The 16,139-nt window shown below is 44.7% G+C and carries 16 protein-coding genes; 7 read left to right on the plus strand and 9 right to left on the minus strand.

Features of this window, described 5'->3' with window-relative positions:
- Nucleotides 1-5: 5 nt before the first annotated feature.
- The 4 genes from GCHA_RS01770 to pip all read right to left on the minus strand — a co-directional run bounded on the left by GCHA_RS01770 (nt 6) and on the right by pip (nt 4,240).
- Nucleotides 6-1,286: a TolC family protein gene (locus GCHA_RS01770; protein WP_007984386.1), complete on the minus strand. Its 1,281-nt coding sequence runs from the start codon at nt 1,284-1,286 to the stop codon at nt 6-8.
- A 529-nt stretch (nt 1,287-1,815) separates the two neighbouring features.
- Nucleotides 1,816-2,742 (minus strand): bifunctional GNAT family N-acetyltransferase/hotdog fold thioesterase, encoded by a 927-nt coding sequence (locus GCHA_RS01775; RefSeq protein ID WP_007984387.1) that lies wholly within the window; start codon nt 2,740-2,742, stop codon nt 1,816-1,818.
- Nucleotides 2,743-2,837: 95 nt separating this feature from the next.
- The gene (dtd, locus tag GCHA_RS01780; RefSeq protein ID WP_007984388.1) at nt 2,838-3,275 is read right to left on the minus strand and encodes a D-aminoacyl-tRNA deacylase; all 438 of its coding nucleotides are present in this window, start codon (nt 3,273-3,275) and stop codon (nt 2,838-2,840) included.
- The gene (pip, locus tag GCHA_RS01785; protein ID WP_007984389.1) at nt 3,272-4,240 is read right to left on the minus strand and encodes a prolyl aminopeptidase; all 969 of its coding nucleotides are present in this window, start codon (nt 4,238-4,240) and stop codon (nt 3,272-3,274) included. Before pip ends, dtd begins: the two co-directional genes overlap by 4 nt.
- A gap of 94 nt (nt 4,241-4,334) precedes the next feature.
- On the opposite strand from pip, the gene GCHA_RS01790 reads away from it, so the two are divergent.
- Both GCHA_RS01790 and GCHA_RS01795 read left to right on the plus strand, forming a co-directional pair.
- Nucleotides 4,335-4,562, plus strand: coding sequence for a hypothetical protein (locus GCHA_RS01790; protein ID WP_007984390.1), 228 nt, complete (start codon nt 4,335-4,337; stop codon nt 4,560-4,562).
- Between the two features lie 21 nt (nt 4,563-4,583).
- Nucleotides 4,584-5,222, plus strand: coding sequence for a DUF2959 domain-containing protein (locus GCHA_RS01795; protein WP_007984391.1), 639 nt, complete (start codon nt 4,584-4,586; stop codon nt 5,220-5,222).
- A 14-nt stretch (nt 5,223-5,236) separates the two neighbouring features.
- On the opposite strand, the gene GCHA_RS01800 is transcribed toward GCHA_RS01795, so the two are convergent.
- Both GCHA_RS01800 and metF read right to left on the minus strand, forming a co-directional pair.
- The gene (locus tag GCHA_RS01800; protein ID WP_007984392.1) at nt 5,237-6,139 is read right to left on the minus strand and encodes a virulence factor BrkB family protein; all 903 of its coding nucleotides are present in this window, start codon (nt 6,137-6,139) and stop codon (nt 5,237-5,239) included.
- A 34-nt stretch (nt 6,140-6,173) separates the two neighbouring features.
- Nucleotides 6,174-7,058, minus strand: coding sequence for a methylenetetrahydrofolate reductase (gene metF, locus GCHA_RS01805; protein ID WP_007984393.1), 885 nt, complete (start codon nt 7,056-7,058; stop codon nt 6,174-6,176).
- A 146-nt stretch (nt 7,059-7,204) separates the two neighbouring features.
- On the opposite strand from metF, the gene metJ reads away from it, so the two are divergent.
- Nucleotides 7,205-7,528, plus strand: a complete 324-nt coding sequence (gene metJ / locus GCHA_RS01810) for a met regulon transcriptional regulator MetJ (RefSeq protein ID WP_007984394.1) — start codon at nt 7,205-7,207, stop codon at nt 7,526-7,528.
- 35 nt (nt 7,529-7,563) lie between these two features.
- Here metJ and GCHA_RS01815 read toward each other — a convergent pair whose 3' ends face one another.
- Nucleotides 7,564-8,229 carry a glutathione S-transferase family protein gene (locus GCHA_RS01815; RefSeq protein WP_007984395.1) on the minus strand — a complete coding sequence of 222 codons (666 nt, stop codon included), beginning with the start codon at nt 8,227-8,229 and terminating at the stop codon, nt 7,564-7,566.
- 150 nt (nt 8,230-8,379) lie between these two features.
- Nucleotides 8,380-8,706: a c-type cytochrome gene (locus tag GCHA_RS01825; RefSeq protein ID WP_007984396.1), complete on the minus strand. Its 327-nt coding sequence runs from the start codon at nt 8,704-8,706 to the stop codon at nt 8,380-8,382.
- Between the two features lie 67 nt (nt 8,707-8,773).
- Here GCHA_RS01825 and GCHA_RS01830 point away from each other — a divergent pair, with 67 nt between their 5' ends.
- The 4 genes from GCHA_RS01830 (at nt 8,774) to GCHA_RS01845 (ending at nt 15,501) form a co-directional block, all read left to right on the plus strand.
- Nucleotides 8,774-10,216, plus strand: a complete 1,443-nt coding sequence (locus GCHA_RS01830; protein WP_007984398.1) for a protein adenylyltransferase SelO — start codon at nt 8,774-8,776, stop codon at nt 10,214-10,216.
- Nucleotides 10,217-10,395: 179 nt separating this feature from the next.
- A complete protein-coding gene (locus GCHA_RS01835; RefSeq protein WP_007984400.1) occupies nt 10,396-13,278 on the plus strand; it encodes an EAL domain-containing protein in 2,883 nt (960 codons plus the stop codon).
- Nucleotides 13,279-13,366: 88 nt separating this feature from the next.
- Complete coding sequence (gene ribA / locus GCHA_RS01840; RefSeq protein ID WP_013752646.1) at nt 13,367-13,981, plus strand: GTP cyclohydrolase II; 615 nt, start codon at nt 13,367-13,369, stop codon at nt 13,979-13,981.
- A 161-nt stretch (nt 13,982-14,142) separates the two neighbouring features.
- Complete coding sequence (locus GCHA_RS01845; RefSeq protein WP_007984404.1) at nt 14,143-15,501, plus strand: DUF3300 domain-containing protein; 1,359 nt, start codon at nt 14,143-14,145, stop codon at nt 15,499-15,501.
- A 119-nt stretch (nt 15,502-15,620) separates the two neighbouring features.
- On the opposite strand, the gene GCHA_RS01850 is transcribed toward GCHA_RS01845, so the two are convergent.
- Nucleotides 15,621-15,941, minus strand: coding sequence for a DUF3718 domain-containing protein (locus GCHA_RS01850; RefSeq protein WP_007984406.1), 321 nt, complete (start codon nt 15,939-15,941; stop codon nt 15,621-15,623).
- Between the last annotated feature and the right edge of the window lie 198 nt (nt 15,942-16,139).

The following is a 16,139-nucleotide window of genomic DNA, read 5'->3' on the forward strand; positions in this document are numbered from 1 at the left end:
TTTTCTCATTGGGAAAAAGCGGTGCCGGTCAGGCGCTGGATCTCGATGTGTTGCAAGTGCATGGCCTCGTAGGAAGCCACTAACTGCCTCTGTGTGTTGAGCAATTCCCTCTGCAATTGAACCCACTGCGTGTAACTCAGTTGACCTTTTTCAAATGCATGGCGGGCTTCTTTCAACGCTGAGTCCAACGTTGGAATAATGCGATTTTCAATGGTGTGGATGACGTGCCCCGAATGCGCCATCTCTTGAATCAGTACGAATAACTGGGCATCCAATTGTTGCATTAGTGACGCTTGTTCACTCGCTAGTACCTGTTGCTGTGCCCGCAACGCGGCAATTTTACCGGCGTTGATATCTGTTCTGCCCCACGGAATAGAGACGCCGGCCACAAGTCCAAAGTCATCGGTAGATTCATAACGGCGTACTCCTGCAGACAGCTGCCACTGAGGCTTAGCTTCGATGCGGGCGTTTTCGATCTGTGATTCAACGATGCGCTGGGAGGTGGTGAAGCGCGAAACTTGGGGGTTATTGCGAATGGAGCTAATGGCTTGAGCAGTGTTGGGGAGCATAGGTATTTCACTCAAATCGCCAGATAAAGAATAGTCAGTTTCTGGGTCGCCCCACAAGGCACTTAACTGGTACTTCGCCGCGGCAATTTCATGCTCCGAATCTTCCACTGCCAACTCCCGCCGTATAAGTTCTGCTTCTGCCAGTTTCCGTTCAACCAGTGAGCTTTTCCCGGCGTTAATACGCTCCTTGATCACGCTCAACAGCTCTCTGGCTTGAGAGACACCAAGCTTATTCAGCCTCAGTTGCTCTTCGCTAACGAGTACTTCAATAAATTTTTTCGCAGTAAGGGCCGACAAATCCAGCGCCTTCACTTTTTTATCGTTGAGCAGTTGGCTAGCTTCGCTATCCACCGCCTTAATACGGCTGCTAATTTGCTCTTGCTGCAATATCCAAGAATACGTCAAGGTAGACTGCATGCTTTTCAAAGCGCTGAAATTATCAGTCCCCATGGCATCTTCAATCATCAGGCTAACTTGCGCGCGCTGTTCAGTGCCGGCCTGTATTCGTCGCCCCTCCATTACAGCCTGCTGATCAACAAATACTCTGAGGTCTGGGTGGTTTTCCAGTGTCAGTGACACCGCATTTTGCATAGTCAATGATAAGGAAGGTACGGTCTCCCCTAGTGTCGTTAAACTGACCACTCCCGCCAGCACCCCAACCAAAAACCGACTAGCGATAGGTTTTAAAGTTAAAGAATATTGATGTTTTTTAATCATTACCCACCCTGTCAGTGACAATTTCGGAGCCATAGCAATGTCAATTCCATCACAATATGCATTAGCTGCTATGGCATAAAATTCATACAATACAATCGTCGCAGATCAAAAACCCATTGGCAATAGGTTTTATCCGCAATAGCTTAGTAAGTATTATATGTTTGCCCTAAGAAACTTTCTTTTTTACGTGGAGGGTAATTAGTAATAAAGCGCTATTACTGTGACAAATTCAGCAAGTTATTCTGTGGTCAGCAAAGAATTACACAATTTCCGCAGTTTTCAATTAATAAGATTAACCTTTCACACTAGCGTCATACGCTACGGACTGCGAATTAGTTTGCTTCCTTTGCAATTTTATAGAAAACAGATTTCAGAAGTATGCAATACACATTACTTTATAACAGCCCTCGCAACGCCCAATAGGGCAAACAAACGCAATGAACGAGAATTGACTGAAGCGCATTCAAACCCAACCTGACAACACCACGTGCGCTGGGTGTTGTCAGTTGTAAGCGTTAACTAGTGAACCTTAGGTGCTTTCGTTTTCTTTTGGGGTGGTTTCAGGGGGGAGTATCCAGTACACACCACTGAATTCAGCGACTGCGGTATCGCCATCTAGAATGTCCACTTGCAGTTTAATATGGCACTTTTTGCCTTTGGACAAGGTTTCAAACTTGCCGCTTAGGCTTTCAACATGACATAACGCTCTGGGCTGCATGGTGATGGGCTTGTGATAATGAATATTACCGTCTCCTAGCACTATTTCGCCGGCTAGGTTCTTTTGCTTAAGTTGCAGAAAAATCATTCCCCAGCCCGTTAACGTGGCTAAAGAAAAAATGCTGCCTGCGAACATAGTCCCGTGCAGGTTGATATTTCTATTTAACGAGGCGCGGTTCTCTAGAGTTTTACCGGAATATTGATAGAGCTTAATGCCCATTTGCTCACTAATGGGGATGGTGTCGTGCCAAGTGTCTTGCAGTTCTTTACACCATTTGGGGTGTAGCAAAATCGTATTGTGTTCTAAAAGACGCTTAACCATTTGTTGGCGTTTTAGCTTGCCCAGCTCAGTAGATGCTTCTTTTTCTACTTCAAAACCACAACTTTCGAAAAAGGGTGTCGACAGTTCACGACTGTTCGTCACCATACGTACCGCCCCTTCTTGGCGCGCAACTGATTCAAGCGAAGACATGATCATTTTTGCTAAGCCGCGACCTTGGGCTTCATTGGCAACAGCAATATGACGGATCTGTGCTTCTTCTGCGCTGTTCATGTGCACGCGACCAATGGCAATCACTTCACCTTTGTTGTTGCGGATCATGCGATGCTCACTGACTTGTTCGTATTCGTCTTTTTCAGACCCTTGGGGGAAGTTCCAAGGCTTGCGTAGCATTAACCAGCGAAATTCGAAGTACGCGTCAAACTCAGCATCTGTTTCTGGGGTTTCAATTTTATACATTATGATGCACTTATCCTTATGGAAATATCGATAACCTGAGGCCAGATTACACTAGCCAGCCCACCATTAAATAGCATTCAATGCTTGGTAGCAAATTAGACACTCAAACTAAAGGTGACAGGCCCGTCGTTTACTAAACTGACTTGCATGTTTGCACCAAAACGGCCTGTCTCGCAGTCGATCTCGCTATTTTTACCGAGTTCAACAAAATAGTTGTACAGAGCTTCGCCTAACTGCGGACTGGCGCCTTGAGAAAAACCGGGGCGATTCCCTTTGTTCGTTTGTGCCACCAAGGTAAATTGAGAAACCACCAGCAGTCCGCCGCCTACTTGTTTGAGGTTCAAGTTCATTTTGCCGTTTTCATCACTGAAAATTCGGTAATTCAACACCCGTTCAAAAAGCTTTTTAGCCTTTTCTTCGTTGTCGTCTTTTTCAACCCCTAATAATAACACTATGCCCTGCTCTATCTGCCCTGTCACCTGTTCATCGGCGGTGACCTTTGCTTCACTCACCCTTTGAATTAGGCCAATCATTGTTGCTCCTTGATAAAACGTGCCATGGCTTTTGTGGCTAGACACAACGCCGCACTAATTTTCGGCTCATTGGCGCTGTGCCCTGACTCAGGAACTATCGTAAGTTGGCTAGCAGGCCACGCTTCGTTAAGTAAGTAAGCCCCTTGTATTTTGCACACGCAGTCATAGCGACCATGAATAATCGTCGCGGGTATATGCTTGATTTTATGAATATTATTCAATATGAAGTTAGGTTCAATAAAGCATAAATGCTTAATATAGTGGCATTCCAGAATCGCCAAGCTTATGCCTCTGTGCACATCGGGTACCAGCTCATCTTCATGTAATTTACAATGTAGCTTGCTAATGCGCGCTTCCCATAAACACCAGGCTTTAATCGCTGCCATTTTGTGTACTTCATCGCTGCCGGTAAACAATGCGTAATAAGCGTCAACCAAAGAGCAGTTTTTAATCTCGTCAGCCACAGGATGCACAAACTCGTGGTAGTAATCAGGGAACAATTGCGCCGCGCCGCCTTGCTCATCAAGATACCAATCGAAGTCTTCTTTTCGCCCTAAAAAGCTGCCGCGCAATATCAAACCTTTAACCGTTTGCGGCTGTTCAATAGCGGCAAGCATGGCTAGCGTCGCCCCCCAAGAGCCACCAAACAATATCCACTGTTGCACACCTAAGTGCTTTCTTATCAGTGATATGTCGTTCAGCAAATCCTGCGTTGTATTGTTCTTTATGCTGCCAAATGGCGTGGATTGGCCACTTCCTCTTTGGTCGAACCCGATGATCCAGTATTTTTCTGGGTCAAAGAAACGGCGATAATTAGCAAAAAGCCCTGCCCCTGGGCCGCCATGCAAAAACAGCACAGGTATGCCTTTCGGGTTGCCGCTTTGTTCTACATATAGCGAGTGCCCTGCGCCAACGGCAAGCATTTCACTAAAAAAAGGTTTAATTGCAGGATAGAGTTCGCTCATAGCAGTTGCCACATTGACATTATTTCTTCCAACCGATTGCAGTAGTTTGCTAAAGTGTATTAACAATAATGAATTAATAACTTAGGGGCAACAGATGGCAGGACAAGGTTCAGGCGGAAATGTAATTGCAGCGATATGTAACTTCTTTATTCCAGGCCTAGGGCAATTAGTGCAAGGACGTATACTGGCAGCAATCATCTTTTTTGTTCTAGTTTGGACTAACTATGCCTTAGCAGCGACCGGCATTCTCTTTTTTATGGCTGTGTTTGGTTTCATATTTCAAGTGTGGTCGATCATTGACGCTGCTAAGTATCGCGGTTAAATAACGCTAAATGAGGTTTTCATGATAAAAATTATCCCTGCACTATTTGCATTTACTGTGCTTACTGGGTGCCAAAGCGCCTACTATGCCGCTTGGGAAAAGGTAGGAGTTGAAAAGCGCGATATCATGGTTGATCGCGTTGAAGATGCCAAAGAATCCCAAGAAGATGCTCAACAACAGTTTAGCGATGCACTAGAACAATTCACGCATTTGATGAATTACGACGGTGGTGAATTGCAAGATGTTTACGAAGAGCTAAAAGACCAATACGAAGAAAGTAACCAAGCGGCCACTGAAGTCACTAAACGGATTAATAAAGTGCAAAGCGTAGCCGATGCGTTATTTGATGAGTGGGAAACTGAGCTTGATAAATACAGTAACCCAGATCTGCGCCGCGAAAGCGCCAATAAATTAAAAGACACCCAGCGCCGCTACGCTAGCCTGCTTAAAAGCATGCGTAAAGCGGAAGCTAAAATGGAGCCGGTTTTATCTGCACTACAAGACAACGTACTGTATTTAAAACATAACCTAAATGCGACCGCAATAGGGGCGTTACAAAGTGAATTTAATGGCGTTAAAAATGATATTAACCAGCTAATTGCTGAAATGAATAACGCCATTAAAGAATCGAACGCGTTTATCTCGAGTATGCGAGACTAATTCGTTTTCATACGCTACGCAGGCGATTGGGGGTCTTCCTCGTCGACCTGCGTAAAACTCTCTTCTGCTTCCTCGTGAAAAAACACTTCAATAACGTGGGTTAACTCCGCCCCGAGCAATACCACAATCCAAGATAAATATACCCAGACGAACAAGATAGGTATAACCGCCATTGCACCATAAATCATTTGATACGATGGAAAGTGAGTGATGTAAAACGAGAAACCTTTCTTCGACAATTCAAACAATAATGCCCCCATAAACGCACCAACAAGGGCGTGACGAGGGTTAATTCGTTTGTTTGGAACAATCATATAAATAATAAAGAACGCACATACCGATGCTATAAACGGCACGATTTTAAGCATGGCAGTGGTTGCGCCCATCGTATATGCCTCTGCGGAGTTCGCAAACGCCACTAGATAAGAGCTCATGATCACACTCAAGCCAATTAACAGCGGCCCAAGCGTAAGGATCATCCAGTAAATAGCGAAGGTAAAAATGATCGGGCGTTCGCTTTTCGCCTGCCATATGCGGTTTAAGGTTTTATCAATATTTGAGATAAGCAGTAAAGCCACCACCACTAAAGATAAAATGCCTATCGCGCCCATTTTTGACGCATTCCCTACAAACTCGGCCACATAACCTTGAATTTGATCGCCCGAGGTAGGAATAAAATTACCGAAAATGAGCGCCTCTATATCACCACGCACTTCTGAAAACGCAGGAAAGGCCGACAAGATGGTGAAGAACACCATAATAAACGGCACCAAAGATAATAAAGACACATAAGCTAAGTGCCCTGCAGATACGGTAATTCCGTCTCGCTGGCAGTGACTTACAAACATACGAGCAAAAATATTCGCTTTGGGTAACCAGCGCCTGAATAGATCCGATAGGATAACTTTGGGCTCCATATATTTCCTTTTTACAGCAGGTTAGCAATATTGCCTAGTCTGCTCTAACACCTAACATATGGCAAATGGCGTAGCTTAATTCACAGCGATTTAAGGTGTAAAAATGGAAATCACGAATACCTTCTTTGGCTAGCACTTTTACCATGTCCATGGCGATGCTCGCGCCCATAAGGTTACGGGTTGTTTGGTCATCTTTGTCTATGCCGTCATACATTTTATGCAACCAGTTCGGTACGTGCACATTGGTAAAACCTGCAAAACGCTGCAAGGTTTGATAGTTAGTCACAGGAAGGATCCCAGGGACTATGTCCATATCGATGCCCGCTGCGGCGGCTCTGTCTCTGAAACGTAAGAAAACTTCAGCATCGAAGAAGAACTGGCTAATCGCTTGGTTTGCTCCTGCTTCGGCCTTGCGCTTAAGATTCAACAAATCAAATTGGCTATTGGGTGCTTCTGGGTGTTTTTCTGGATAGGCCGCAACCGCAATGTCAAAGTCAGCCACGTCGCGTAACAAAGCAACCAAATCAGACGCATAAGAAACGTGCTCAGTGTAGCCTTCGGGTAAATCGCCACGCAAAGCAACGATTTTACGAATGCCGCTGGCCCAATAATCTTTGGCAATTTGCTTTAGCTCTTCTCGACTTGCGTCAACACAGGTCAAGTGCGGCGCTGCCGCTATGCCTGTTTCGCTCTGAATTCGTTTTACGATTTCGTGGGTGCGGTCACGCTCACCGCTATTGGCACCGTATGTCACTGACATATATTTAGGCTTGAGCGGTGCTAGGCGTTCAACCGATTTCCACAATGTTTTTTCCATTGTCTCGGTTTTCGGAGGAAAAAATTCAAACGATACATTGATCCCTTTCACTTCAGACAGTGACTGGTTGAGGGCATCGATACCTTGTGCATAAGAGACCATGGAAAGCTCCGTTAATATCTAGACGTTTAGACGTCTAAACTAAACTTTGTACGTAAAGCCGTCAAGATGTTTAGCAGTCTATCGTTGACCTTTATTGGTTTATGGTTAGAATTTCCCCTTATAAGAAAGAAAAAAGCGAGTAAACGATGGCTAAAACGACGAAATGGAATGGGAAATACATTCATCCCTACGCCGAACACGGAAAGAAAAGCGAGCAGGTGAAAAAGGTGACTGTGTCTATTCCCCTTAAAGTGCTCAAAGTATTAACGGATGAACGCACCCGTAGGCAGGTGAATAATCTGCGTCATGCGACAAACTCAGAGCTACTGTGTGAAGCGTTTCTGCACGCTTTTACTGGGCAGCCTTTACCGAACGACAATGATTTGCAAAAAGATAACGACAATCGCATTCCTAGCGATGCTTTACGCATCATGCAGGAAATGGGCATTAACATCGATTCAGAAGAATAGGCCTTAACAGGCTATTCTTCTGACTGAGATAGACCTCAAGCGTAATCGTACTGTCCGCCGCGTGAGAGTCCTTGTTGATAAGCAGGTCGCTCATGAATGCGCTTCACATAGGCAGCAATGTTCGGGTATTGCCCGGGGACATTACGAGAAGCCATAGCCTCTAACGGGAAGCTCATTTGAATATCAGCGCCTGTTAGTGTATCCCCAGCAAACCATTCATTCTCAGCTAAATATTGCTCAACATACTTCAGGTTCGCTACCAGATTCAGTCCGTAATATCCGTCCATCACTTTATCAGCAATTTTATTGGCCACCATTTTGACAAAAAACGGCTTGGCATTTTGGCGCACTTTATCGAACACCAGTTTTGCTACCATAGGCGGCATCATTGTACCTTCGGCGAAGTGCAACCAATAGGTGTATTGACGGTACGCTTCGGTACCTGCCTCAGGTATCAAGGCTTTATCGCTATATTTACGCGCCAAATAATCAATGATCGCCCCTGATTCTGCCACGGTAACTTCACCATCAGTGATAACCGGCGATTTACCAAGCTGATGCACTTTTTTCAATGATTCGGGCGCTAGGTTGGTCTGACTATCTCGCTGATATCGCTCAATGTCATATTCCACACCTAATTCTTCGAGCATCCATAGAATGCGCTGAGAGCGTGAGTTGTTTAGATGGTGGAGTGTGATCATGAGACACCTTTTATACAGTAAGTTTTTGATAGTACTAAAGTACGCGCAAAGAACCGAACTGGCTCATCAAAAATATGAATATGTTTTCATTAACGTAAAAAGGCTGAAGAAATCCCCAGCCTTTTTTAGAAAACTAGCAACCGAGAAGGATTATTTTCCTGACGGATCGAGACTCGCGTAATACGCCGCCAAGTTTTCAATATCTGCATCGCTTAGGCCCGCCACCATAGGTGCCATAACCATATTTTTACGCTCTCCAGAACGGAACGCTTTAAGTTGTAATGCCAAGTATTGCTCTTTTTGACCTGCTAAGTTGGGATACATTGGAATTTGTGAGATACCATTAGCACCATGACATGCCATGCAGGTCGCTGATTTAGTTTTACCGGCCGCAATGTCGCCAGCGAAAACGTTAGTTGATAACATGGCAACTGTCGACAGACTCGCCACAACACATGCTTTTGAGATTAGATTCATATTTGGTCCTTAAGGTAACTTCGGTTTACAAAAAACCATTCTACGAGTAATAAAATAGGGGCAGACAATGAATTTAGATCATTCATATGCAACGCAACTAGGTGATTTAGGTGCCTTAACTAAACCTTTAAGTGTGGCCAACCCTCAACTCATTGAGGTAAACCACACGTTGCGTGAAGCTCTGCAACTACCAGCATCATGGTTTACGCAATCTAGCATAATGTCGATGCTTTTTGGCAATACAAGTTCGCTTACGAAACATTCTTTTGCACAAAAGTACGGCGGTCATCAGTTTGGTGGCTGGAATCCTGACCTAGGAGACGGCCGTGGTTTATTGCTTGGTGAAGCAAAAGATCAACAGGGAAACCCGTGGGATTTACATTTAAAAGGCGCAGGCCCAACGCCCTATTCACGATTCGCCGATGGGCGTGCTGTGCTGCGTTCGACCTTACGTGAATACCTTGCGAGCGAAGCTCTGCATCACATGGGCATTCCCACATCGCGCGCATTATGCCTTATTACCAGTGACGAACCTGTGTATCGTGAGAAACAAGAAAAAGCGGCCATGATGATCCGCGTTAGCCAAAGCCATATACGTTTTGGGCACTTTGAGTACTTTTACCACAATGGTGAGTTGGATAAACTCGAGAAGTTGTTTGACTATTGCTTTGAACGGCATTTTTCTGACTGTTTACAGACCGAGTCACCGCATTTAGCAATGCTCGAAAAAATAGTCACCGATACCGCAACCTTAATTGCGAAATGGCAAGCATTTGGTTTTAACCACGGTGTAATGAACACAGATAACATGTCGATTCACGGTATCACCTTTGATTTTGGCCCCTATGCATTCTTAGATGATTTTGATCCTAAATTTGTCTGTAATCATTCAGACCACCAAGGGCGTTACGCATTTGAGCAACAACCTGGCATTGGTTTGTGGAATCTAAATGCCCTTGCCCACGCGTTCACTCCTTATTTGAGCATTGAGCAAATAAAAAGCGCCTTGAGCCAATACGAACCGCGACTGATGGCTGAGTTTTCACAGTTAATGCGCCAAAAACTTGGGTTATATGAAAATAATCATACCACTGCCGAACTGGTCAATCGTTGGCTTGATTTGGTGTCACAAGACAAGCGCGATTACCATATCAGTTTTCGATTATTGTGTGACATTGACGAGCAAGGTGCCCACCCGAAGCTAGTCGATCATTTTATTCAACGTGAAGCGGCCCAAGCTTGGCTCACGCAATACCAACAAGCGATACGCGCTCAAGGCACGGATACACAAGAGCGACAAGCACAAATGCGTAAAGTGAATCCAGCGTATGTGCTGCGAAATTATCAAGCTCAACTAGCGATAGACGCAGCAGAGCAAGGTGACTTTACCCATTTCAGAATGCTTCTACAGGTATTACAGCAGCCGTTTGAGAGTAAACCTGAGTACGCAGAATTTGCTAAGCCTCCCCCTGATTGGGGTAAGCATATGGAAATATCGTGCAGCAGCTAATCATCATGTATAAATATAAACTCTTTGTTGAATGGGAATAACCGATGTTAGGCTACGCGTTAACATACAATTCGCCGTTGCATACCGTCATTAACACCGTGACTGCAACGCACCTTGCTTTGGTTTTCTAAATTGTGAAAATGCGCCTTTCATCCCGCTTTGCTCCGTTACTGTGCTTCATGTTGCTGATTGTTATGCAAATAAGCCAAGCAGTGTCAGCGCAGGTAGAGTTAACCCCAGTTAACGTGAGTAATAGCGCTGCGCCTATCAATTTAATGGAACATAGCCAGTGGTTGGTGGCAGATAACCGCGTACAATTATCGGATATACAAGAACTTACCACCTGGCGCAGTGAATTCTCACCTCAGCCACTGAATGCTAACCAAAGCCTTTGGGGTAAAGTCACCCTGACGAGCGAGAGCAGCAACAAACCGTTTTTTATCAGTATCGATAATCCGCGTATTGATGCTCTTGATATTTACATACTAGATGAGCGCGACCGCATAATTAATTCCTACCGCATGGGAACAAGCCGCCCTTTAGATAACGGCCCGTTCGCCCACAGGCTGTTTGTGATTCCGTTAGATATTCCTTATGCCCAACCACGCAACATCTATGTAAAAGTTCGTGATAATGGCCCGTTAGTGTTCGCGTTTACGTTACAAACCGAAACCGCTTTACTCGATAAAGAACAGCGCAACAGCATTGTTTTCTCCCTCATAAGTGGCGCGCTCGCCATGATGGTATTGTACTTTTTAGTGACGTATACCTTGCTTCGCAGTCCTGTTCGCTTCTGGTTTTCGGTTGCCAGTACCGCGTACTTGCTGCTGTTTTTAAATAGCCAGGGGGTGGTGAGCTACCTGTCAGGGTATAACGCATATATCGACAATATCAGCACCATTTTGTGTGCACTGCTTCTGTTTTCATTAGCTAAAATAACCTTCACTATATTTCGCCCATTGCCCACCTATTACCGCTACTTTCTATACGCTACGGGTTGGATAAGTGCAGCATCTGCGTTTGTTCTCAATAGTTACCATCAGATTTTATTGGTGTCAGGCGCCGCAGCGCTAGCGGTTGTTACCATTGCAGTACTGGCGATATTTTACCGCTATAAAGGCCACCACATTAGTAACCGCATGTTCGCCTTAGGCTTAACATTAATCGCTTTGACCACGGCGGCGCATACCGGTCTTTATCTCAAATGGCTTGCCTTCCCTGAACAGCTTTCCCTGACGCTCAGCGCGCTCATCATTATCGGCATTGTGCTTATTGCCGTAGCGATAGCGGCCCATGAAAAAGTCATTGCATTTCGTCATTACACTGAGCAACAAGACGCCATTCGAGACCTACAGCAGTTTGTCGATATGTTTGAAGATGCGCCCGAAGGACGATTTATTACCAGTTTGGACGGCGAGCTACTGCGCGCCAACCGTGCCATGGCAAAAATATTCGGCTATGAAGACGTCGCCCACATGAAAGCACAATTGGACTCTGTATCTACCTTGTATGCTCAGTCGCACGAACGTGAACTATTGCTCGGTGAGCTACATAAAAATCAGTCAACCTTGGGTAAGGAAATTAAAGGCCAAACACGCCAGAACCAGCCGCTTTGGTTGCTGGTTTCAGCCCAGTTGAGCGATAGCAGTAAAGGCCTTGCTAAAGGCGACGGTACAAGCAGTGATAAAATAATTTACGGCTCGATTTTAGATATCAGTAAGCAAAAGGCCGCGGATCAGAATATCGAATACATGGCCAGTCACGATACCCTAACCGGCTTTTACCAACGCCAAGAATTTGAGAAACGCTTACACGCAGCCATTATTCAAGCCAAACAAGAGCAGGACGAGCTGACCTTGCTGCACGTTAATATCGATCAGTTCAAAGCAATTAACGATACTTATGGCCACAAAGCGGGCGACGCCATTCTTAGGCAGTTTTCCCAGTTGATGCTCAAAATAGTGACTGTCGACAACATGATTGGCCGTCTAGGCGGCGACGAATTCGGCATATTACTGACGGGAAGCAACGCCCAGAACAGCTTTATGCTGGCAAATAAACTGCTTAATACCGTGCAAAATTATGACTTCTCCTGGGAAGAGCGCCGTTTAAGTATCGGCATCAGCATTGGCCAAGTATCCTGGAATGAAAAAGTCACTAGCTCAGAACAATTGCTAAGTATGGCGGATTCTGCCTGCTATATGGCCAAAACCCTCGGCCGTAATCGTTTGCATACTTATTCTTCTACTGACAAACAAATAGCAAAATATGAATCCCAGTTAAGCTGGCTACCTCGCATTCAACATGCGTTGACCCACAATGGCTTTGAGCTGCATATGCAAACATACATGCCAATGACCTCGATAGCGCAGGGGCATCATTATGAAATATTATTGCGCCTAGTAGACGAACACGACCAGCGTGTTTTACCGAACGAGTTTTTACCTGCAGCTGAACGTTATAACCTCAGCGCTAAGATTGATCGCTGGGTTATCGATACTTATTTTACCTGGCTGAATCAAAACCCGCAGCACAAGGAAGATCTCGTTCGCTGTAACATTAATCTTAGCGGACAGTCTTTAGGCAATCAGGACTTAAAGTTATTTATTCTCAGCGCTTTTGAAAAGTACCACGTACCCCACAGCAAAATATGCTTTGAAATAACCGAGAGTATGGCTATTTTAAAACTTGATGAAACCATTGAGTTTATTAATACCTTCAAAGCTCTTGGGTGCACGTTTGCCTTAGATGACTTTGGTAGCGGCTTTTCATCTTATAATTACCTTAAAAACCTACCGGTTGATCAAGTTAAGATTGATGGTGAGTTCGTCAAAAGTATTCTTATCGACTCAGTTGATATGGCCATGGTGACCTCGATAAAGGACATCGCGAGCGCCATGAAAATTCAAACAATTGCCGAATATGTTGAGTCAAAAGAAATAATGGTTGAGCTTGGTAAAATAGGCGTCGATTTTGTGCAAGGGTTTGGTGTTAATAAACCCGCTCCTTTGCATACGTTGAAAGACGATGACCAATTGCTTAAATCAAAGCCGGAGTCGTAAAGGCACTTGTTTTTAAATATTCAGCACCCATATTTTGTACCAGTGTGTCACCCCTTTAAAACCTTTTTACAAGTCAGCATTTAACATTATGAAACAACATCAGAAGTACGAATTCGTGAGCTCAGCCTCCCTACCAACACGCTGGGGACAGTTCACTATACACGGGTTCGTTGAAACAGCGACCGAGCAAGAACATGTCGCACTATCCTACGGACAATGGCAATCTGGCGATGTGATCCCCATTCGTATCCACTCTGAATGCTTAACCGGTGATGCATTATTTAGCACCCGATGTGACTGTGGAGCGCAATTAGAAAAAGCGCTACAAAACATTGTTGAGCAAGGCAAAGGTGTATTGCTCTACTTGCGCCAAGAAGGCCGTGGCATTGGGCTACTCAATAAAATTCGCGCGTACAACCTGCAAGATCAGGGATTAGATACGGTTGAAGCCAATGAGCACCTAGGTTTTGACGCTGATTTGCGTGAATACGATATGTGTAAGTTGATGCTCGACACATTAAATGTACAGCGCGTAAATCTAATGACCAACAACCCTAAAAAGCGCACCGCGTTAGAGGGAATGGGCGTTGAAGTGGTCAGCCGCACACCTATTGATCACGGAATTACCGACGACAACCGTCATTATATTCGCACCAAAACAGAAAAACTGGGGCACAAATTTGACTCCCACTTATTGAAATAACCTATGTGCTTGGCCGCTATAAGCGGCCTAATACGTTCCCCCCTGCTGCATTTCAAAAACTCTTAAGCCTCGATTCAGTTTTGGTTAAGCCTGCATAACCCACACTACACTTACGTTAAGTTTTACGCATACCGTAAAATAGCGACTAATTGAGGTGTCCCATGGGCAAAACCACAAAGTATCTGATTATCTACATCGGCATCATCATTCTACTCATCGGTACCGCGATAGAACTCGCTCACGCCGAAACTCAAGATGAGCCCCCAGTAGAATTACATCAAGCCAAGCTTGACCAAATGCTCGCGCCAATCGCTTTGTATCCTGATGCACTGCTGTCACATATTCTAATTGCAGCCACATACCCTTTAGAGGTTGTTCAAGCAGCTCGCTGGCGAGACGAACACGCTGATTTGTCTGAGCAGCAAGCACTAGATCTTGCTGAACAACAAGACTGGGATCCTAGCGTTATTGCCCTTACTCCGTTCAAAGAGTTACTTGAGCGTATGAGTAAAGATTTAAACTGGTTACAAGACTTAGGTGATGCATTTTTAGCGAATGAAGCTCAAGTGCTAGATAGCGTGCAAACACTACGCAGTCGTGCCTATGCCAAGGGCAACTTGCATGACAACCAGTATCAAAGCGTTGAACGAGAACAAGAGAAAATTGTGATACACAGCGTTGAGCGTGAAACCGTATATGTACCGTTTTATGACACCCGTGTTGTTTACGGCGATTGGTGGTGGACAGTCCACCAGCCTATTTATTGGCGCTCGCCGCGTCATTACACCTATCACTCTGGGTTTCATTGGAGCCCACGTTTTCATATCAGTGCAGGTTTCTTTTTTGGTGGTTTTCACTGGCGCAATAACCATGTGGTGATAAATAACGACTATCGCTATCGTCGCTCGAATCACAGATACATCTACAACAAGGTGCGCCAGTACCCGCGATGGCAGCATAACCGTCACCATAGACGGACAGTTAAGTATCACAATGGTTACAAAAACAAGCATAAGCGCACCGTAGTGAGTCGCAATTATGAAAGCCAGAACCAGCGTCGTCATCAAAAACAGGTGCTCTCGCGATTGAAGCACAAAGAGGTTCAATCTAATCGCGGTGTTTATCACACTAAGCGCAACGCGCAGCATAAGTCTGAACGTTTCGATAAAAAAGCGACATCAACCACCAGACGGTCGATTAACACCGGCCAACACAAGGTAAAAACAGATCGGGTAAGCAAGCATCAGCGTGCGTCGCGAGGTGACACGAATCACAACCGTTTGAATACGCCTCGTAAGTCTGTAAAGCAAGCACCGGCTAAACACGTTAGAAGCCAGCAAGCTCGTAACCAACAGGTTCGCAATCAACAGGCAAACGTGCATAAAAATGTCCATAAAAAGGTACAGCGTATGTCGTCATCGAAGCAGCAACACAGAGCGCAGTCGAGTATGCGTAAGCACTCAAGTCGTGCGGCAAATTCGAATTCAGGAAAGTTTAAAGCAAGAAGGGTAGAACCTTAAGATTTGCTTAGTCGCCAGAAAAGGCTTTAGTGGTGTATGGAAGTATTCAACAAAAGGAAGCTAAAATAGCCTGCAGGGCAGGCTATTTGCCTATGCTGAATGAGGTATCGGACAACCTCTTATGCATTGTTTTTAGTCTTTAGGTAAGCACTAACTTGTGATGCTTCACGCTGTTCTGAGAATTTAATCAAATCAACACCGTTACATTTCATGCCATCAGCAGATACAAGCTTACGAAGAACATCATTAGAGCTTGCAGCAACTTGACCTACTTTACCGCGTAAGCTGCGCTTAAGCATACCAAGGTCATCATTTACTACCGCTTTACAGAAGCTAGAGTATTCACTATCACCTGCGAAACGAACTTTGCTGCTTGATTCCATGGCAGCACTTGCATTAAAAGCTGTCAACGCGACTAAAGATAAAAGTACTTTTTTCATGGTTTACTCCAAATATATGTTTGCTAATTAGGTGTACTACAGGTTCTGCCTGCCAATAAAATATCCATGATTTTGATGATCATGTCTGTGGTTTTATTGTTCGAAACTAGTAAAAAGCATGTAAAACAAGGAGTTACACAAAAATAACATTTATAAGCTATTGAATTAAATGAATATTTTTCATTTATATATACCCAT

Origin of the sequence: Paraglaciecola chathamensis S18K6 (genome assembly GCA_000314955.1) — a bacterium.
Lineage (GTDB): Bacteria > Pseudomonadota > Gammaproteobacteria > Enterobacterales > Alteromonadaceae > Paraglaciecola > Paraglaciecola chathamensis.